The organism is Nocardioides sp. SR21, from assembly GCF_022761125.1.
Classification (GTDB): Bacteria; Actinomycetota; Actinomycetes; order Propionibacteriales; family Nocardioidaceae; genus Nocardioides.
Genome location: NZ_JAKWJR010000007.1, coordinates 285,073 through 304,026, shown reverse-complemented (window position 1 = coordinate 304,026; position 18,954 = coordinate 285,073). Strand labels below are relative to the sequence as shown.

21 protein-coding genes are annotated in these 18,954 nt (G+C 71.0%); 4 read left to right on the top strand and 17 right to left on the bottom strand.

Annotation, left to right across the window (positions count from 1 at the left end; translation table 11 throughout):
* Positions 1-80: 80 nt before the first annotated feature.
* Both MJ604_RS15500 and MJ604_RS15495 read right to left on the bottom strand, forming a co-directional pair.
* On the bottom strand, positions 81-341 hold the full coding sequence (locus tag MJ604_RS15500) for a DUF3039 domain-containing protein (protein WP_374458352.1): 261 nt from the start codon (positions 339-341) through the stop codon (positions 81-83).
* 15 nt (positions 342-356) lie between these two features.
* Positions 357-902: a PadR family transcriptional regulator gene (locus MJ604_RS15495; RefSeq protein ID WP_243059395.1), complete on the bottom strand. Its 546-nt coding sequence runs from the start codon at positions 900-902 to the stop codon at positions 357-359.
* Between the two features lie 73 nt (positions 903-975).
* Here MJ604_RS15495 and MJ604_RS15490 point away from each other — a divergent pair, with 73 nt between their 5' ends.
* Both MJ604_RS15490 and MJ604_RS15485 read left to right on the top strand, forming a co-directional pair.
* Positions 976-1,116 (top strand): hypothetical protein, encoded by a 141-nt coding sequence (locus tag MJ604_RS15490; RefSeq protein ID WP_243059394.1) that lies wholly within the window; start codon positions 976-978, stop codon positions 1,114-1,116.
* Positions 1,101-1,841: a PIG-L deacetylase family protein gene (locus tag MJ604_RS15485; protein WP_243059393.1), complete on the top strand. Its 741-nt coding sequence runs from the start codon at positions 1,101-1,103 to the stop codon at positions 1,839-1,841. Before MJ604_RS15490 ends, MJ604_RS15485 begins: the two co-directional genes overlap by 16 nt.
* 95 nt (positions 1,842-1,936) lie before the next feature.
* Here MJ604_RS15485 and MJ604_RS15480 read toward each other — a convergent pair whose 3' ends face one another.
* Positions 1,937-2,494 carry a YqgE/AlgH family protein gene (locus MJ604_RS15480; RefSeq protein WP_243059392.1) on the bottom strand — a complete coding sequence of 186 codons (558 nt, stop codon included), beginning with the start codon at positions 2,492-2,494 and terminating at the stop codon, positions 1,937-1,939.
* Positions 2,495-2,627: 133 nt separating this feature from the next.
* The gene (locus MJ604_RS15475; protein WP_243059391.1) at positions 2,628-3,086 is read right to left on the bottom strand and encodes a hypothetical protein; all 459 of its coding nucleotides are present in this window, start codon (positions 3,084-3,086) and stop codon (positions 2,628-2,630) included.
* Positions 3,087-3,222: 136 nt separating this feature from the next.
* Here MJ604_RS15475 and MJ604_RS15470 point away from each other — a divergent pair, with 136 nt between their 5' ends.
* On the top strand, positions 3,223-3,921 hold the full coding sequence (locus tag MJ604_RS15470) for a TetR/AcrR family transcriptional regulator (protein ID WP_243059390.1): 699 nt from the start codon (positions 3,223-3,225) through the stop codon (positions 3,919-3,921).
* Position 3,922: 1 nt separating this feature from the next.
* On the opposite strand, the gene MJ604_RS15465 is transcribed toward MJ604_RS15470, so the two are convergent.
* From MJ604_RS15465 to MJ604_RS15450, 4 genes are all read right to left on the bottom strand, one after another.
* Complete coding sequence (locus tag MJ604_RS15465; protein ID WP_243059389.1) at positions 3,923-4,933, bottom strand: DUF3048 domain-containing protein; 1,011 nt, start codon at positions 4,931-4,933, stop codon at positions 3,923-3,925.
* A gap of 138 nt (positions 4,934-5,071) precedes the next feature.
* Positions 5,072-5,839, bottom strand: coding sequence for an SDR family NAD(P)-dependent oxidoreductase (locus tag MJ604_RS15460; RefSeq protein WP_243059388.1), 768 nt, complete (start codon positions 5,837-5,839; stop codon positions 5,072-5,074).
* Positions 5,840-5,893: 54 nt separating this feature from the next.
* Positions 5,894-6,301 (bottom strand): HIT family protein, encoded by a 408-nt coding sequence (locus MJ604_RS15455; RefSeq protein WP_243059387.1) that lies wholly within the window; start codon positions 6,299-6,301, stop codon positions 5,894-5,896.
* A 183-nt stretch (positions 6,302-6,484) separates the two neighbouring features.
* Entirely contained in the window at positions 6,485-7,885 is a 1,401-nt protein-coding gene (locus tag MJ604_RS15450) for a M15 family metallopeptidase (RefSeq protein WP_243059386.1), read from the bottom strand.
* A 162-nt stretch (positions 7,886-8,047) separates the two neighbouring features.
* Between MJ604_RS15450 and MJ604_RS15445 the strand changes: the two genes are divergently transcribed.
* Complete coding sequence (locus MJ604_RS15445; protein WP_243059385.1) at positions 8,048-11,083, top strand: OmpA family protein; 3,036 nt, start codon at positions 8,048-8,050, stop codon at positions 11,081-11,083.
* A 45-nt stretch (positions 11,084-11,128) separates the two neighbouring features.
* On the opposite strand, the gene MJ604_RS15440 is transcribed toward MJ604_RS15445, so the two are convergent.
* The 9 genes from MJ604_RS15440 to narH all read right to left on the bottom strand — a co-directional run bounded on the left by MJ604_RS15440 (position 11,129) and on the right by narH (position 18,846).
* On the bottom strand, positions 11,129-11,527 hold the full coding sequence (locus MJ604_RS15440) for a DUF6325 family protein (protein WP_243059384.1): 399 nt from the start codon (positions 11,525-11,527) through the stop codon (positions 11,129-11,131).
* Positions 11,524-11,769: an SHOCT domain-containing protein gene (locus MJ604_RS15435; protein ID WP_243059383.1), complete on the bottom strand. Its 246-nt coding sequence runs from the start codon at positions 11,767-11,769 to the stop codon at positions 11,524-11,526. Before MJ604_RS15435 ends, MJ604_RS15440 begins: the two co-directional genes overlap by 4 nt.
* A 17-nt stretch (positions 11,770-11,786) precedes the next feature.
* The gene (locus tag MJ604_RS15430) at positions 11,787-12,194 is read right to left on the bottom strand and encodes a hypothetical protein (RefSeq protein ID WP_243059382.1); all 408 of its coding nucleotides are present in this window, start codon (positions 12,192-12,194) and stop codon (positions 11,787-11,789) included.
* Positions 12,194-14,152, bottom strand: a complete 1,959-nt coding sequence (locus MJ604_RS15425; RefSeq protein WP_243059381.1) for a clostripain-related cysteine peptidase — start codon at positions 14,150-14,152, stop codon at positions 12,194-12,196. The genes MJ604_RS15430 and MJ604_RS15425 overlap by 1 nt, the downstream gene beginning before the upstream one ends.
* A 69-nt stretch (positions 14,153-14,221) precedes the next feature.
* Positions 14,222-14,542, bottom strand: a complete 321-nt coding sequence (locus MJ604_RS15420) for a hypothetical protein (RefSeq protein ID WP_243059380.1) — start codon at positions 14,540-14,542, stop codon at positions 14,222-14,224.
* Positions 14,543-14,574: 32 nt separating this feature from the next.
* Complete coding sequence (locus MJ604_RS15415) at positions 14,575-15,807, bottom strand: nitrate/nitrite transporter (RefSeq protein ID WP_243059379.1); 1,233 nt, start codon at positions 15,805-15,807, stop codon at positions 14,575-14,577.
* Complete coding sequence (gene narI, locus MJ604_RS15410; protein WP_243059378.1) at positions 15,804-16,559, bottom strand: respiratory nitrate reductase subunit gamma; 756 nt, start codon at positions 16,557-16,559, stop codon at positions 15,804-15,806. Before narI ends, MJ604_RS15415 begins: the two co-directional genes overlap by 4 nt.
* Positions 16,556-17,179, bottom strand: a complete 624-nt coding sequence (gene narJ / locus MJ604_RS15405; RefSeq protein WP_243059377.1) for a nitrate reductase molybdenum cofactor assembly chaperone — start codon at positions 17,177-17,179, stop codon at positions 16,556-16,558. The genes narI and narJ overlap by 4 nt, the downstream gene beginning before the upstream one ends.
* A complete protein-coding gene (narH, locus tag MJ604_RS15400; protein ID WP_243059376.1) occupies positions 17,176-18,846 on the bottom strand; it encodes a nitrate reductase subunit beta in 1,671 nt (556 codons plus the stop codon). Before narH ends, narJ begins: the two co-directional genes overlap by 4 nt.
* Positions 18,847-18,954: the final 108 nt, after the last annotated feature.

The following is an 18,954-nucleotide window of genomic DNA, read 5'->3' as shown; positions in this document are numbered from 1 at the left end:
GGTGGCCGTGCCCCATGCCGCGCGCTCCGGCCAGGCCGGGGTGAGCGCGTTCGGCTGGAGGTCGGCCTCGGGCCGGCCCGTCACTCGTCGGAGCCCGAGTCGTCCTTGAGGGAATCCCAGGCTTCCTTGCACTCAGGGCAGACGGGGAACTTCTCCGGCGCCCGGCTGGGCACCCACACCTTGCCGCAGAGGGCGACGACGGGCGTTCCCATCACCATCGCCTCGGTGAGCTTGTCCTTCTCCACGTAGTGGGAGAACCGCTCGTGATCACCGTCGTCTGTCGGGACGGTACGACGGTCCTCGCGGACGTCGGTGTCTGTCGAGAAGCCGATGGTGGTCACGGCCCCAAGGGTACGTCACCCAGGGCTCGTGGTCGCGTCCCACCGCGCCACCTCGGCGCTCGCCCAGGTCGCCCAGTCGATCATCGTCTGCTCCTGCCGCTGCTGGAGCCGCATGGCCAGCCGGGTGATGTGACGGCGCTCCGGGAAGGGGTACTCGCCGCCCTCCATCGCCTCCAGCTCGGCCAGCCGGACCCGGGCACCGTCGGCCATCGCGGCCAGCGTGACCTGCAGCGACGCGACGTCGCCGCCGTCGGCGAAGAACACCCGGACCATCGCCTCGTTCTCCATCGAGGGCGGGGCCGACGGCTCGCCGAGCCAGGCGCGCAGCGCGGCGCGGCCCGCGTCGGTGATCTCGTAGACGGTCCGCTTGCGCTTGCCGGTGAACTCCTCGCGCGCGGTCGCGAACCCGGCGGCGACCAGCCGCTTCGGCTCGTCGTACAGCTTGCGCTCGGTGCGCGGCCAGAACCAGCTCAGGCTGCGGCGGACCTGCTGGGCGAGCTCGTAGGTCGTCCAGGGCCGCAGCGCGAGCAGGCCGAGGAGGGCGTAGCCGGTGGTGGTCATGGCACATCTTGACACACTGCCATGGGCAGTATCTACTTACTGCCAACGGCAGTATTCATCCGAGGAGCCCGCCATGTCCCACACCCCGATCCCGGACCTCCCCACCGGCCAGGAGCTCGAAGCCGCCGGGCGCGGCGTCGAGACCGTGCTGCGCGCACGCCGCAGAATCGTCGTCGCCGCCCGCAACGAGGAGCTCACGTGTTCGCCGATGTGACCCCGCGCCACGACCCGCCGCGACTGCTGGTCGTCGTCGCGCACCCCGACGACGAGACGTATGGGTGCGGCTCGCTGCTCCTGCACGCCGCGAGCGAGGGCTGGGAGACGACGGTCGTCTGCGGGACCCGCGGCGAGGCCGGCGAGCCCGCGCCCGGCACCGATCTCGCCGGGCGGACCCTCGGCGAGGTGCGCGAGCGGGAGCTGTGGGAGGCCGCGGGCGTGATGGGCGTCGCGCGCCTGGCCCTGCTGGACTTCACCGACTCCGGCATGGAGGGCGACGCCCCCGCCGGATCCCTGTGCGGCGTCGACGCCGAGGCCGTCACCGAGGCGGTGCGGGCGGTCGCCGCCGACGTCGACCCGGACGTCGTGGTCAGCCTCGACGCCAGCGACGGGCACCGCGACCACACCCGCGTGCGGGACGCATCGGTCACGGTCGCCGCCGAGCGCGGGGTGGCGGCGTACCTCCAGGCGCTGCCGCGCTCGCTGATGACGCGCTGGGCGGAGCACATGGCCGGGGTCCGGCCGGAGCTCGAGGTCTACCTGAGGAACGCCGACCTCGGTACGCCGGACGAGCATGTCGCCCTCGTCATCGACACCTCCGCCCACCTCGACGCGCGCGAGCGCGCGATCGCCGTCCACGCCTCGCAGACCTCGCCGTTCGAGGGACTCCCGCCCGAGCTGCGCCGCGACTTCCTGACCCGCGAGCACCTGGTGCGCGCCTAGGTCTCGATGCGCTCGTCGCGGCCTCGTGCCTCGGCCGCGGAGCTGCTCGACCTGGGTGCCGGTTCGCAGACCCCGCAAGCTCGGGCCACGGCACCTCAGTTGAGCTCGGGGTCCATCGGCCGGGTCGAGTGCCAGGCGAGCTCACCGGGCTGGCGGCGCAGCACGTCGCGCCAGAGGCTCGCGGGGTCGAGGCGGAACACGTCGGGCTCGAGCGCGGGCACGACGTACCAGCTGCCCTCCTCGATCTCGCCGGCGAGCTGCTCGGCGCCCCAGCCGGCGTACCCGGCGAAGATCCGCAGGCCCTCGAGGCTGCCCTCGAGCAGCTCGACCGGGGTGTCCAGGTCGAGCAGGCCGAGTCGGCCCTCGACCGAGCGGAACCCGACCGGAACGTCGTCCTCCGCGCGCAGGGTCGCGACCGCCAGCGCGCCCTGGGTGCTGACCGGCCCGCCCTGGAACAGCACCTCGGGCTCCACGACGACGTCGCCCCACCCGTCCAGGACCGCGTCGACCGGGATCGCCGAGGGCCGGTTGAGCACGACACCCAGCGCGCCCTGGTCGTCGACGTCGAGCAGCAGCACGACGGTCTCGACGAAGTTCGGGTCGAGCAGGACAGGCGTCGCCACCAGGAGCATCCCGGCGCGCACCTCGGTCATGCCCCCATCATCACCCAGACCGGTCACCGGCGCAGGCGCACAGCAGCCCCGGGTCCCGACGCCGAGGGGATGCGGTGGGAGGCCGCGTGGGAGGGGGGCGTCGGGCCGGGGCTGCCGGGTGTGGGTGCGGCGCTCAGGCCGCGAGGACCGCCGTACGCCGGCGGGCGCGGCGCTCGATCGAGGCGCCGACCTGGTCGGCGTCGTCCGAGGAGCTGGCGCGCCCGGCCATCATGGCCAGCAGCGCGTGCTCCTTGACCGCCGAGCGCGCCATCGCGTCGGCCATCTCGGGACCGGTCGGCGCGGCGCGATGCCGGTCGACGATCGCGAGCACGCCGGGCAGCTCGTCGGCGGTGGCCCGCCACGCGGCGACCACGGCGTCCTCGAGGTCCATCGGCTGCTGCATGAGCTCGCGCTCGATGCGCCCGGCGAGCCGGGTGTGCCACCGGAGCTGGAGGGCGCCGAGCAGGGCCAGCTCGCCGTCGAACGCCTCGGTCGCACCGGGGACGTCGAACGGGAGGGCGCCGTCGCGGCGGGCGTTGGCGGCGGTGATCACGTCGCGGAGGATCGCTCCGCGGGAGGTGCTGAGAGTCATGGTGTGCTCCTGGGGATGGAGGGATGCATACCGCGAGTACGTACTCACGGTATGCCCACATACCAACGGTATGCAACCGACACGGCTGAGATCCAGGTCACCCCATACCGACGGTCGGTATTAGGGTCTGGGGACTATGAGCAAGTCGTCGGTCTCCAAGCTGGTGCCGCGCGTCCCGGGCGTCCCGGGCGCGACCCGCCGCCAGCAGTACTCCGCGACGACCAAGCGCGGACTGGTCGACGTGGCCGAGGAGCTGTTCACCGAGAACGGCTACGCCGCCACCTCGCTCGACGCGATCGTGGCCGGCGCCGAGGTCACCAAGGGCGCGCTCTACCACCACTTCAGCGGCAAGCAGGCGCTGTTCGAGGCGGTCTTCGAGCGGGTCGAGTCCGACGCCGCACGCGCGATCCAGAAGGCGCTCAAGGGCCACAAGGACCCGTGGGAGAAGGCGACCGCCGGGCTGCGCGCGTTCCTCTCGGTGGTGCAGGAGCCGCGCTACCGCCGGATCGTGATCCAGGAAGGGCCGTCGGTCCTCGGCTACGAGCGCTTCCGCGAGCAGGAGGAGCGTTCGACGTTCGCGAACGTCCTCGAGATCGTGCGCTCGGTGCTCGCCGCCGGCCAGTGGGACCTCGACGAGGACCTCACCCAGACCTTCGCCCGGATCTTCTTCGGGGCGATGTCGTCGGCCGGCGAGTCGGTCTCCGGCGCGGAGGACCCGCTCGCCGCGGCCGCCAACGTCGAGACCGCGATCGGCTTCATCCTCGCCGGCTTCCGGGCCTTGGCCGAGAGCGGCGTGGACCTGGAACCCGGCGCTCCGGGCCTACCGACTGCCTGAGCTACTTCGTGAAGGTCACGTCGCCGTTGGCGGCGGGGACCAGCTCGATCCAGGTGCGGCCGGCCGGGACGGTCAGCTTGCCGGCCTTGGTGGACAGGGAGATCGGCGAGTCCAGGGCGGCCTTGCTCCACGTGCCGCGCACGAGGCGGCCGTCGTGGAAGATCAGCGCCTCGCCCTTGCCCTCGAGCTTGGTCTCCGGGACCGGGTTGCCGGCCGGGTCGAGGTAGCCCGCGTCGCCGACCTGGACGCGCAGCACCAGCACGGTGTCGGCCGGGAACTCGTCGCCCTGCTCGGCGTACGTGTTCTCGTTGACGTAGCCCTTGCCGTCGAACGTCCAGTTCGTCGTGTGGCTGCCACCGAACGACGCCGCGATCTTCTTCGCGGGCTGGCCGCTCGGGAAGTCCTCCTCGGTCCCCCACGGCAGGTAGTCCTGCGGGCGGGTGGCGTCGATCGCGGCGTCCTCGGCGACCGTCTGGAGGTTCGCGAACAGGTTGTACGGCGCGCTGCGCGAGCTGTCGCGGGAGAAGCCGGTGTCGCCCTCCTGGTAGAACGGGATGCCGGCGTCGTTGATCCGCGCGATGGTCTTGCCGGCCGCGCCGCTGGTCACGACGGTGGCGTCGACCGGGGAGACGATCCCGATGTCGCTGGCGCGCATGGACCGCACCGGGCCCACGTTGTCCGGGAGCTCGGAGTAGTAGAACGCAGCGAGGCGGGTCAGGCCGCCCTCGACCAGCTCCTCGACGACCAGGTCGGCCGAGCCGAGCCCGATCTGCGGGGAGCTGGAGTAGGTGTTGTCCATCTTGGTGACCAGCACCGGGTGCGGCTGCGCCGCGTCGTCGTCGCCCTCGACCGGGAGGCCGGTCATCGGCCACGTCGAGGCGACCTCCTCGGCGCCGGCCACCTGCTGGGCGGCCGGGGCGGCGTCCTCCTCGGAGTCGCTCCCTCCCCCGCAGCCCGCGAGCAGCAGGCCGGAGGACAGCAGGACGGTGGTGATCAGCCGGGCACGGCGCACAGGATCGCTCCGTTTCGTGAAACTAGTGTGTTTTGGTCGACTTCCAGTGTGCAGCGGCGATCGTCGCATGCGGGGAGGCGCGCCAGAGAATCGGGGGTTCGCCAGCCCGGGCGACCCGGTCTCGACGCGCCGGTCGCGCTAGCCGAGCTTGGCGCCGCCGTCGACGTACAGCGTCTGGCCGGTGATGTACGACGCCTCGTCGCTGCAGAGGAACGCCGCAGCGGCCGCGATGTCCTCCGGGTAGCCGACGCGGCGGACCGGGTTGGCCTCCGCGTTCATCTTGCGGAAGTCGTCGACGTCGATCTTGAGCCGGGCCGCGGTGGCGTCGGTCATCTCGGTGGCGATGAAGCCGGGCGCGATCGCGTTGGCGTTGACGCCGAACGGGCCGAGCTCGATGCCGAGGGTGCGGGTGAAGCCCTGCACGCCCATCTTCGCGGCGGAGTAGTTGAGCTGGCCGCGGTTGCCGAGCGCGGAGACGCTCGAGAGGTTGAGGATCTTGCCGTACTTCTGGGCGACGAAGTGCTTCTGGGCGGCGCGGGTCATCACGAACGCTCCGCGCAGGTGCACGCCCAGGACCATGTCCCAGTCGTCGTCGGTCATCTTGAACAGCAGGTTGTCGCGGGTGATGCCGGCGTTGTTGACCAGCACGTGGATGCCGCCGAGCTCGCTGACGACCCGCTCGACCGCGGCCTCGCCGGACTCCGTGTTCGCCACGTCGCAGCCGATGCCGATCGCCTTGGCACCGTCGACGAGGGGGAGCTTCGCCGCGGCCTCCGCGGCGGCCGACTCGTCCAGGTCGAGGATCGCGACCGAGGCGCCCTCCTCGGCGAACCGCGTGGCGGTGCCGAACCCGATGCCGCGCGCGGCTCCGGTGACGACGACGACCCGTCCGTCAAAACGACCCATGGTGCTGACTCCTAGCGATCGGTCTTGGCTGTCGAGAAGACACCATAGGACGGATCAGAGCACGGCCCGCAGTCGGGAGGCGTACGTCACGGCCTCCCCGTCGGTGTACGTCGTCCGCGGCCAGAAGAACCCGCGCAGCCCGTCACCCTTGGTGCGCGGCACCACGTGCAGGTGCAGGTGGGCGACCGACTGGCTGACCACGTTGTTCATCGCGACGAAGCTCCCCTGGGCGCCGAGCCCCTCGACCACGGCGGTCGCGAGCCGCTGGGCGGCGCCGAGGAAGCCGTCGCGCAGCCCGGCCGGGAGGTCCGGCAGCGTGACCACGTGCTCGCGCGGCACCAGCAGCACGTGCCCCTTGAACACCGGGCGCCGGTCGAGGAACGCGACCAGGTCGGGCTCGTCGAGCACCACGTCGGCCGGCACCTCGCCGGCCACGATCTGGCAGAAGACGCAGTCGGCCATGGTGTGGAGGCTAGCCGTCTTGGTGGGGCCGCTGCCGGTTCACCATGTTCAGTGGGTGAGCCTGCACTTCTCATGGCCTGCACGCCATGTGAAGTGCAGGTTCGCCTGCATCACATGGTGAAGCTGCGACACAGACCGAAACCACGCAAAGCCGCGCTCAGACCGCCACGGGCGACTGATCCGCTAGTCGCAGTACTTGTCACACGCCCGCGGCGCGACCGCGGCCCGGCCGTAGCTGCCGACGTAGTCGAAGTGCTGGGTGTCGCCGGTGCCGTAGGTCCAGCGGAACCCGTGCCGCGCCATCAGCGCGACCACCGGGTGGGACCGGGAGCGCCACGCGATACGCGGGTGCGAGCGGCTCTGCCACCAGGTGTTCGGGACGATCCCCTGCGCGGAGCGGTACGGGTTCTCCCAGGTGTTGATGTCGAGCGACCGGCCGTAGCTGTGCGGCGAGCGGACACCGGGGCGGCCGGTGACGTCGCGGCAGTTGAACGCCGACGTGTTGCCGGCCGACATGGACGCGTAGTCGTCGCCGCCGCGCGAGCGGTGGCCGTACCCGAACCGGTCGACGCGGTACATCGCCCGGATCGGCAGCTTCTCGTCGAACATCTCCGCCAGCGCGTCGCCCATCGCCCCCGCCGCCGAGGAGGCCGCGACGACCTCGCCGCGGCGGACGTAGCCGTGGTAGTCCCAGTAGTTGACCCGCACCAGCCGCAGCCCCGACCGGCCGACCGGGCAGCCCCGGTGCCAGGAGACGCCGGTCATGTCGCGCCAGACGTAGTCGGGGATCCGGGTGACCCGGACGTTCGCTCCCCCGTCGGTGCCGCGCGCCTGCGGGGGCAGCTTGATCCGCGGGTACGGCGCACCCTTGGGCATCCGGACCGGCACGCCGGGCGGGAGGTTGTCGATGCGGTGGACCGCACTCTTGTCACCGACGACCCAGGACTGCCGCAGCGCGCGGGCGAACCAGCGCGAGTCCGCGCGCGGGGTGGTCTGGAACGTGGCGCGGCCGTCGGACCCGGTGGTGACGACCCGGTCCAGCCGCCAGTGGCCGCCCGCGACCGAGCGGTACACCTTGACCCGGCCGGCGACGGGCTCTCCGCCGGGGGTCGTCCAGAGGACGTTGATCGCCACCGCCCGGCCGTCCTTGACCTCGCGGGGACCGCCCAGCCGCACCGCGCTGGCGCGACGCTTGAGAGCGATCCGCTGCTGCGCGGCGCCGGGGTCGTGGGTCTCGTCGCCGGCGTACGTCGCGCGGAAGACGTTGCGGTCGCGGTTGCGCTCCAGGACCACCGGCAGCGTCGCCGAGCCGCGCTCGTCGGTGGTCACGACCGCGACGGGCCCCCACCCCTCGCCGGTACGCCGCTCGACGGTCACGTCGGCGCCCGCCACCGGAGCGCCCCCGGGGTCGGCGAGCCCGACCCGGAGCGTGGTCTCCTCGCCGGCGAAGTCCGCCGGGCCGCCGATGCTGACCGTGGTCGGCGTGGCGCGCGCGGCCTGCGCGGCGGCGGTGCCGCCCACGAGCAGAGCGAGGACCGAGACCACGACGGTCACGGGAAGGAGCAGCCGGTTCCCGAGCGACATGGGCGCAGTGTGCCCAGCGGAACTGATCCGAACCCCCCAAAAGGGTGGTTCCGGGATGGTCCCCAGGAAAACGCTCAGCCGACGGCGTGTCTTTACCGAAGGGCCAGGACGACCCCCATTCCCATCCGGTGCCGTCGAGGCGCCGACCTCTGGAGAAGAATCTTGAACAGGCAATCCCTGACAGGCCCGCGCAGCCGGGTCCGCCGCGTCGTCGCGACGCTGGCATCCGCGGCCGTCGTGGTCGGAACCGCAACCCTGGTCTCCGCCTCGCCGGCCACCGCCGACGTCGGGACGATCGACCCCTACGACGTGCACACCGTCGCCGACTCCGGCACCACCCTGGAGGAGGAGTTCTACCCGGTGGACGTCGAGGCCGCGTCTCCGTCCTACGTCGCCGACCTGTTCACGAGCGAGGTGCTCCGGGTCGACTCCCTGAGCTCGTCCTCGACGGTCTTCTCGACCGTGGAGAACCTGGTCGCGGTCGACCGGGCCACCGCCGGCCGCCACGTCGTCGCCACCGGAGGCGCCGTCTACCTTCAGGACCTCGCCGGCGAGAGCACCACCCAGGTCGCGACCCTCCCGGGCGTCTCCGGACTCGCCGTCGACGACAGCGACCACGTCTACGTCGCCTGGGGCGCCGATCCCTTCGACATCAAGATCGACCGGTTCCAGCTCACGCCGCCGTACGCCCGGACCACGGTCGTGACCGGCATCAGCAGGCCCACCCGCGTCGATGTCGACAACAACGGCAACATCTACTACTCCGACGGCTACGACCTGAAGCGCTTCGACGCCGACACCGAGACGTCGTCGGTCGTCGTGTCCACCTTCGACGGCCCCATCAACGGCATCGCGCTCGGTGGCGACGGCGCGATCTACTTCGGCGCCACCAACTTCGAGGTCAACGGGTCGCTGCTCTGGCGCTACACGCAGGCACGCGGGCTCGACCTGATCGACCTGCCGACCGAGACGTTCAAGTCGATCTCCGGCATCTACGCCGACGGCACCGACGTGTACGTCAGCGACCTCGGCACGAAGCGGGTCCTCAAGGTCGAGCTGGAGGTTCCCGGCGACCCGCAGACCATCACCTTCCCCGACCTGGACGACCTGCTGATCGAGCGCAACCAGGTCCTGAAGGCGACGTCCGACAAGGGCACCACGGTCTCCTACGCTGCCGCGCCGGAGGACGTGTGCCACATCGACGGCTTCGGTGACGACGTGATCGTCGTCGGCGACGCCGCCGGCGAGTGCACGGTCACCGCGGCCGCGAAGGGTGGCGACGGGATCCTGGACGCGACCCCGGTCGACAAGACCTTCACGGTCAAGAAGCACCCGCAGACCCTGACGATCGAGCCGCTGGCCGATCTGTTCGTCGGCCAGGACCAGGACATCGACGCGAGCTCCACCGCGGACGTCGTCCCCGCCCTCGAGGCCGGCCCCGAGAGCGTCTGTGCGCTCGGCGACGGCGACTACGTCGTCGCCATCGCGCCGGGCACCTGCACCGTGACCGCCACCGAGGCGGGCGGCTCGTTCTTCGACGCGGCCACCCCGGTGTCGAAGACGTTCGAGATCGGCAAGCGCACCCAGACGATCACGTTCGCCCCGCTCGGCGGGCTCCTGGTCGGCGCCAGCCAGCCGGTCGCCCCGACCGCGTCGTCGGAGCTGCTCGTCGGCGCCTCGGCCGGCCCGGAGGGTGTCTGCCACCTCACCGATGGCTTCGTCATCGCCGACGGTCCGGGCACCTGCTCGGTGACCGCCACCCAGGAGGGCAACAAGACGTACCAGGCCGCCGAGGACGTGACCCGGACGTTCCAGGTCAGCACCGTCCCGGTCAACAACCCTGACCCGCAGCCCGAGCCGCAGCCGGTCACCAAGAAGAAGCAGTCCATCACCCTCGGTGCGCTGGCCGGCGGCCCGATCGGCACGGTCAACGCCCTCGACGCGAGCGCGTCCTCGCAGCTGCCGGTGACGCTCGCGGCCGGCCCGGCCGGTGTCTGCCACATCGACGGCAGCACCGTCGTCGCCGACGGCGCGGGCACCTGCTCGGTGACCGCCACCCAGGCGGGCAACGACGAGTACGAGGCCGCCGCGGCCGTGACCGGCTCGTTCACGGTCACGAAGCGGACGCAGTCGATCGCGTTCGACGGCCTCGCCGACCTCGAGGCCGGCGCCCAGCAGGGCCTCGCCGCGAGCGCCACGTCGTCCCTGGCGGTGGCCTTCGGCGCCGGTCCGGCCGGTGTCTGCCACGTCGACGGCACGTCCGTCGTCGCCGACGGCGCCGGCACCTGCTCGGTGACCGCCACCCAGCCCGGCAACGACACGTACGCCGCGGCCGACGACGTGACCCGCTCCTTCGCGGTCACCGCCGTCAAGGTCAACAAGAACCCGGCCATCGCAGGCGGAAGCGCCCAGCTGCTCGCTGGTGCCCGCACGAAGGTGGAGATCTCGGTGTCCGACCCGGACCTCGACGACCTGAAGGTCTCGGCGAAGTCGGTCCCCGGCCTCGACGTGACCATCGCCCAGGTCGCCGACGGTCAGGCGACGGTGACCATCACCGCCACCAAGGCCGCGTCCGGTGACTACTCCGTCCCGGTCACGGTGAACGACGGCAAGGGCGGCAAGGACCAGGCCGCCGTCGCGGTCCGCGTCTCCCCCCGCTCGGTGAACGGCCTGGCTGCGAAGGCCGAGACCAACGGCTCGCAGATGGTCGTGTCCTGGAACGCGGCACCCACCGCCGGTGCCCGCTACGAGGTCAGGGCCGGCGACAAGACGGTCACCACGAAGGCCACGTCGGTGAAGTTGCCGGCGACCGGTGCCGGTACCCGCGTGTCGGTGAAGGTCCTCGGCCTCGACGGCACCAGCTCGAAGGCCGAGAAGGCCCTGGTGACGAACGCCGTCGCCGGCACCTTCTACTTCGACTCCGCGATCGGTGCGCTCACCGGCAAGCAGTACGACCGGATGGTCAGCCTGGTGAAGCGCCTCAAGGCCAAGGGGTACACCCGGGTCGTGGTGCGCGGCTACACCGATCCGCTCGGCTCCGACGAGGCCAACCTGGCCCTGTCGAAGGAGCGCGCGCAGGGCGTCGCGGCGTACCTCCGCGGCAACGGGATCGACGTCGTGGCCGAGTGGTTCGGCGAGTCGCAGCAGATCGGCAACGACCCGGCGAAGAACCGCCGCGTGGTCCTGATCGCGCAGTGAGACACGAGAACGCCCCCGGCCACGAGCCGGGGGCGTTCTCGCATTTCAGGCTTCCAGCAGCTCAGGTGGCAGCCAGCGCTCGTCGAGCGGTCGGCCACCGGCCCGCCGGATCGCACCGACCAGCGGGTCCGCCCACAGGTGCTCGATGAGCGCGACCGCCGCCAGGGTGCCGGGCGGGACGGAGTCGGCGAGCGACCACGACCCGTCGTCGGGGTCGCCGCCACCACCGCCGAGCAGCTCCGCGGCGAAGCGGCCCAGCTCGGGGTCGGTGCCCGGCGGCGGCTCCAGGGTGTCGAAGGTGCCGTCGTCGGCGCGCTGCACGAGCAGCACGTCGAGCAACCGGACCACGCCCTGCTCACGCAGCCGCTCGAGCTCCGCGAGCACCTCGCCGGAGAACGTCGGCTCGTCGAAGCCGACGACCAGCACCTGCACCGGCGCCGTCACGGGTCCAGCCTGGCGCGCAGCTCGTCGTACTCGGCCGGCGTGATCACGCCGTCGGCGAGCAGGTACTTGAGCGCGCTCAGCGACTGCTGGCGCTCGGGAGCAGGCTCCGGCGCAGGCGGTGGAGGAGGCGGCGCCGGGTGCGCGGCGGCGTACGCCTGTGCGGGAGTGAACCGGCCGCCGTAGTACGGCACGTTGCCGGTCATCCCGGTCATCCGGACCTGCCTGGGCACGAGGACCACCATGCGCCCAGCATGCCGCATCAGCCGGCGGCGACGACCTCGTCGCGGCCGCGGATCCGGTGCACCAGGCCGCCGACGGCCACCCCGGCCAGCGCCGGCAGGAACAGCAGCAGCCCGAAGAAGAGGCCGCTCTCGCCGAGCTCGTCGGTGATCGCCGAGTCGTTCACGATCGCGATCGCGGTCGGGATCCCGATGCCCGCGACCGCGGAGGTCAGGAGCCACAGCACCGTCGCGACCACGAAGCCCTGCCGGATGCCGTCGACCAGCGACCACACGAACGCGAACCCCACGAGCAGGAAGAACGCGAGCAGGCCGGCGCTCAGCGCGTCGGTCGTGTCGCTGTTGTTCAGCACCGCGGCCCAGCCCGCGATCACCAGCACGAGGGCGGCGGCGCGGACCACCACGCCGAGCAGCATCCGGCCTGCCATCACGGGACCTCGACGTACGAGCTCACCGTGCTGAGGTTGCCGCCGAAGTCGTAGATCGAGAGGTCGACCTGGAGCGGCGTCCCGGAGTCGAGCGGCACGAAGTCGTAGTTGAGGCTCGGGATGTCGGCGTACAGCCCGACGTCCGTGGTCGGCTCCCAGACCTGCTCGCCGTCCGCGGTGATCGTCAGGACGTCGGGGACGATGATGCCCTCGGGGTCGGGCGCGAGCTCGCCGTAGCCGCCGGACTCCTCGTCGTAGATGTAGATCGTCTCGCTCTCGAACTCGCCGGCCTCGATGTTGAGCACCAGCGAGAGCAGCGCGTCCTGCGGGGTCTCGGGATCGGTCGAGGCGTAGTAGGTCAGCGGGACGTCGAAGAACGCGGTCTCGAGGTCGTCGCTCAGGTCGAGGGTGACGTACGCCGTGGCCGAGTCCTCGCCGTCGGTGATCTCCATCGCCGTGAGGTCGTAGGTGCCGTACGCCGTCGGCGTGCCGTCGTCGGCGACCTCGAAGTCGGCGATCTCCTCACCGAAGTACGTGATCGAGCCGTCGTCGTTGACGAACGCGTAGCTGATCGTCGCCTCGGTGATGTTGTCGAGGCCTGCGGGGTCGAAGACACCGGTCAGCGTCACGCCGTCCGCGTCGAAGGCGACGTCCGGGCCGTCGCTCACGTCGGTGAACTGCGCCTGCTCGTCGGCCGGGATCGCCTCGCCGGCGCCGTAGTAGGCGGCCAGGAAGTCGCCCCAGTCCTCGGTGCTCGAGACGTCGAGGTAGGCCGCGTCCGACAGCTCGGCCACCGGCGGGATGTAGATCGTCAGGCCGGTCGCGCCGGCGGTGGCGGTGCCGTCGACGGAGTCGAGCACGGCGTCGTCGAGCGCGGAGACGACGGCGTCCGAGAGGTCGGCGACCTCGGGGGCGTTCTCACCGATCGCCGCGGCGAACAGGCCGAGGTCGCGCAGGTGCTTGTCCTGGGTCTCGTCGGGGTTCTTGCCGAAGCCCAGCGTGGTGGCCTCGGACTGGCCGACGGCCGCTGCGACCTCGGCCGACTCGGAGGTCATCGTGTCGGCGAACTCGGACATGGCGTCGTCGAGCGCGCCCATCTTGGTGAGGTCGACCATCGACAGCGTGATGGTGTCCTGGGTGCCGGACTCCACGGCCTGGCCCTCGAACCCGTCGATCAGCGCCTCGCCCAGCTCGTCGGCGGTCGCGTCGGGGTCCTCGGCGAGGACCTGGAGCGACCGGTAGTCCCAGCCGTGGCCGGGCTCGAGCTCCTGCGAGGCCACCAGCCGGTCGGCGAGCGGCGCCACCGCGCTGGCCACCTCGTAGTTGGCCATCAGGCAGGCGTCGAAGCCGAGCAGGTCGAGCTGGTCGACGCCGGCCTCCTCGAGGCCGGTGGAAACGGCATCGACGATCTCGTTGAGGTCGAGCACGTTGTACTCGGGAGCGGTGCCCTCGTCCGGGCCGATGCCCGGCCACGAGGCACCGTGGTCGGAGATGATCAGCGCGTAGTGCCCGGCGCGGTTGGCCTCGATGCCGTCGGCGATGAACTGCGCCAGCACCGCGGGGTCCGCGGAGTCGACGTCGCCCATGTCCTCGACGACCTCGCTCGTGCCCGGCTCGCCGAGGTCGAGGATCCGGCCGCCGACCCAGTCGCCCTGGTCGAGCAGCGGGTCCTCGCCGTACTCGGCGGAGCGGTCCATGAACTCACGGATGTGAAGGTTCTCGTTGGAGCCGATCTCGCCGAGCTCGTTGACGTCGGTGACCATGAACGGCTCGAGGTTCGTGTCGCCCATCGAGTAGTGGAGCACCGTCCACCCGTCGCCCTCACGGCCGGTGTGGCCGGGGTTGCTCGAGCTGTCGGACTTGTCGTCGTCACTCCCTCCCCCGCTGCAGGCGGCGAGGAGGAGCAGGACGGACGTCGCGGCCACGAGACTCGTGATGCGCGTGGGGAGGGGGCTCACGCTCGAACAGTAGGGGCGCGTGAACCACGCTGTCGTCGGATCGCGTGACCGGGCTAGATGGGTCGCACGTCACATGCCGGAACCGCTCAGGTACGAGCGCAACGACTCCGGGATCCCCAGGACGAGCGAGTTGTCACCGTGGCTCAGCCGGACGCCGCGCGGGTCGTGCTGCAGGTCCCAGTGGTGCGTGTCGACCTCGTGCGCGAGGGCACGCAGGGCCAGGATCCGCCGCTCGTCGAGCGTCGTCGCCTCGTGGTCGGTCGTGAGGGCGATCCAGACGTGGATGCCCTCCTCCGTCAGGTGGTCCAGCTCGGCGAGCTGGCGGTCGATCCGCAGCGCGACGGGCGCGAGGTAGAGGTCGGTGATGTCGGTCGGTCGGGTAGTGGTCATACCTCCATCACGCCAGAACCGGCCCGGGGCATCTAGGGACCAACGTCCTGTCGTGCAGAGACGTTCGCCGGCTTCTTCTTGATGCCGAACAGCGTGAAGAGCAGCGCCCCGACCGCGGTGATGCACAGCAGCATCAGACCGATCGTGTAGCTGTGGTCCTCCTCGTTGTACGTCGCGCCCATCACCAGCGGCGGGAAGAAGCCGCCGAGGCCGCCGGCCGCACCGACGATGCCGCTGACGCTGCCGACCCGCTCCTTGGGAGCGGCCGCGGCGACCCAGGCGAACACGCCACCGGTGCCGAGGCCGAGGAAGGCGGCCATCACGACGAACGAGACGCCGGCCGGGACCTCGGCCGCGGGCTGCAGCGCGACGACGACCGCCATCACGGCGGCACCGGCGAACGCGACAGCGGCGACCAGACGCGGGCCGACCTTGTCGGAGAGCACCCCGCCGATCGGTCGGCAGATCACCGCGGCGATCGCGAAGCCCGCCGTGCGGGTGCCGGCCTGGGTGAGGTCGAAGTCGTAGACGTCCTTGAGGTACGTCGGGAGGTAGGTCGAGAACGCGACGAACCCACCGAACGCCACGGCGTACAGGAACGACATCTGCCAGGTGATCGGCAGCTTCAGCGCCGCGGACAGCTTCGGGACGACCGGGTCGGTGTTGGGCGACCAGGCCGGCGAGTCCTTCATCAGGGACCAGACGATGAACGCGACGACGACCAGCGCAGCGGCGATGATCACGTGCGTCATGCCGTAGCCGAACCAGTTCACGAAGCGCGGCGTGAAGAACGACGACAGCGCCGTACCGCCCATGCCGGCGCCGAAGACGCCGGTGGCGAAGCCGCGCCGGTCGGCGGTGAACCACGCGTTCACGAACGGGATGCCGACCGCGAACGTCGTACCACCGATGCCGAGGAAGAAGCCGAAGAGCAGCAGCAGCCCGTAGGACCCCTGCTCTCCGGCGTACGCCACCAGCAGCACGAACGGCGCGGTCGCGAGCAGGAGGACCGTGAACATCCGCCGGCCGCCGAACCGGTCGGTCAGCGCGCCGGCGAGGATCCGGCCGAGCGAGCCGACCAGCACCGGGGTCGCGACCAGCAGCGACTTCTCGCCCGAGGTCAGCCCGAGCTCCTCGGTGTAGCGGACGCCGAGCGGCGCGATCATGTTCCAGGCCCAGAAGCTGATCGCGAAGGCGAGCGTCGCGAGCGCGAGGTTCTTGGACTGGCCGGACTTCAGATCGGCGGTGACGGCGGTGCCGCTCATCGGGGACTCCTGTCTCGATCGGGCGTGCCGACCGGGCTCCAGCCCGCGCGCGGGCGGCCGGTCGGGGCCGGGGTCCGGGCGTCCCGGCTCCGGTAGACGATGTACGGCCGGAACAGGTAGTGCACCGGCGCGGTGAAGGCGTGCACGAGTCGGGTGAACGGCCACGCCGCGAACAGCAGCATGGCGACGAGCACGTGCACGTGGAACTGGATGGGCGCTGCGGCCATCGCGTCGACATCGGGCTGCAGCGTGAACAGCGAGCGGAACCAGGGCGAGACGGTCTCGCGGTAGTTGTGGGCATCGTGGCCGGCGCCGACCGAGACCAGCGTGGTCCACAGGCCGAGGGTGATCGCGCCGACCAGCAACACGTACATCACCTTGTCGTTGGTGGTGGTCGCCATGAAGACCGGGCCGGTCTTCCTGCGTCGCACGATCAGGATCAGGATCCCGGCGAGGGTGCACACGCCCGCGATGCCGCCGAACAGCAGTGCGTTGAAGTGGTAGAGGCTCTCGGAGATGCCGACCTTCTCGGTCCAGTCCTCCGGGATCACCAGTCCGCCGACGTGCCCGATGAACACCATCAGGATCCCGAAGTGGAACAGCGGCGAGCCGATCCGCAGCATCCGCGACTCGTAGAGCTGCGAGGACCGCGTGGTCCAGCCGAACTTGTCGTAGCGGTAGCGCCAGATGGTGCCGAGCACCAGCGTGGCGAGCACCAGGTAGGGCAGCACGCCCCAGAGCAGCACGTTCACCGGTAGCCCCCGATCGGTCCCAGCTGGACGAGCTCGAGCCCGACGGTCTCCGTCGGTGGCGCGCTGTCCACCATCGCCTGCACCGCGGCCCGGTCCTTCGGCGACGGGCCCGGCAGGGTCGCGCACACCGCGGCCACCACGTCGGCGTACGGCGTCCGGTCCTCCTCGAGCCCGATCCGCAGCAGCTCCAGGCTCGGGCGGTACTCGCGCAGCAGCGTCTCCCCCGCCACCGGGTCGGCGACCGCGGCGAACTCGAGCACCATCGGCAGGTAGTCGGGCAGCTCGCCCGACGTGTCGACGACGAAGCCGCAGGCGCGATAGGCCGCCTTGAAGCCGGCGAGCACCTCGCCGCGGCGCCGGGTGTCGCCGTCGGTCCAGTACGACAGGTACAGCGCGTGCCGCTTCGACAGGTCGAACACGTCGACGTACCGACGCTCGAGCTCGCGCAGCGACCTCGACTCGAGGTCATCGAGGAACGCGTCCATCGACGTCACCCGCTGCTCGGCGAGCGCCGCGCGGATCGTCGGGACCCGGCCGAGCAGCGCCTGGTCCGGGTAGGCCAGCAGGTACGACGCCGCCTGCCGCGTCACCCGGTGGTCGAGCCTGTCGAGGCCCCTCATGACGTCGGCTCCTCACGCTTGGTCGGGAAGAGCCCCGGCGGGGAGCCGTTGCCGTCCCAGTTGAGCAGGTTGACCCGGCCGCGCAGCTCCTCGTCGCCGGCCGGCTCGTCGGAGGTCTGGCGCTGCTTGAGCGCGTGGAAGTTCTCCACCGCGACCGGCACCGGGCGCCCGCTGGCCTCGCCGAACGGGCCGGAGTCGTACATGCCCGGGCCGTCCTCGTAGTCGAGCGAGCACCCGATCTCCTCGAGCTCGTGGGCATCCTCGACGTGCGCCTTGGGGATGACGTAGCGCTCGTCGTACTTGGCGATCGCCATCAGCCGGTACATCTCGTACATCGACTCGGGCGTCATCCCGACCGACTCCGGGATGGACTCGTCGGGGTCGCGGCCGAGGTTGATGCCGCGCATGTAGGCGCGCATCGCGGCGAGCTTGCGGAGCACCCCGTCGATGACGTCGGTGTCACCAGCGGTGAAGAGCTCGGCGAGGTACTCGGCCGGGATCCGCAAGGCCTCGATCGCGCCGAACAGCACGCCCTGGTCCTCGGCGTCGTGGCCCTGCTTCGAGAGCAGGTCGACGATCGGCGAGAGCGGCGGGACGTACCAGACCATCGGCATTGTGCGGTACTCCGGGTGGAGCGGCAGCGCGACGCGGTACTTCTTCGCGAGCGCGTACACCGGCGACCTGCGGGCGGCATCGAGCCAGTCCTCCGGGATGCCCTGCTCGCGGGCGGCCGCGATGACGGCCGGGTCCTCGGGGTCGAGCAGCAGGTCCATCTGCGCCTCGTAGAGATCCTTCTCGTCCGGCACCGACGCGGCCGCGGTGACCGCGTCGGCGTCGTAGAGGAAGAGCCCGAGGTAGCGCAGCCGGCCGACGCACGTCTCGGCGCAGACGGTGGGGATGCCGACCTCGATGCGCGGATAGCAGAACGTGCACTTCTCGGCCTTGCCGGACTTGTGGTTGAAGTAGATCTTCTTGTACGGGCAACCGGTGATGCACTGGCGCCAGCCGCGGCAGCGGTCCTGGTCGACGAGGACGATGCCGTCCTCCTCGCGCTTGTAGATCGCGCCGGACGGACACGACGCCATGCACGACGGGTTGAGACAGTGCTCGCAGATCCGCGGCAGGTAGAACATGAACGTCTGCTCGAGCTCGAACTTGATCTTGTCCTCGGACTCCTTGCGGATCTTCTCGACGATCGGGTCGAGGTGGCCCATCTCCGAGGCGCCGCCGAGGTTGTCGTCCCAGTTCGCCGACCAGGTGACCTGGGTGTCCTCGCCGGTGATCAGTGACTTGGGCCGCGCGACCGGGAAGTCGTCGCCGAGGGGCGCCTCGACCAGCGTCTTGTAGTCGTAGGTCCACGGCTCGTAGTAGTCCTTGAGCTCCGGCTGGACCGGGCTGGCGAAGATCGACAGGAGCCGCTTGAGGCGACCGCCGGTCTTGAGCCGGAGTCGCCCGCGCTTGTTGACCTCCCAGCCACCCTTCCACTGCTCCTGGTCCTCGTAGCGGCGCGGGTAGCCCTGGCCGGGCCGGGTCTCCACGTTGTTGAACCAGACGTACTCCGTGCCGGCGCGGTTGGTCCACGCCTGCTTGCACGTCACCGAGCAGGTGTGGCACCCGATGCACTTGTCGAGGTTCATCACCATGCCCATCTGGGCCATGACGCGCATGTCAGTGCTCCCTTCCGGTGGACGAGCCGCACCGGTGGTCGAGCTTGTCGAGACCCCCGCAGCCAGCGCGCCGCCGTCGGGTCTCCGGGGTCTCGAGGACGCTCGCCA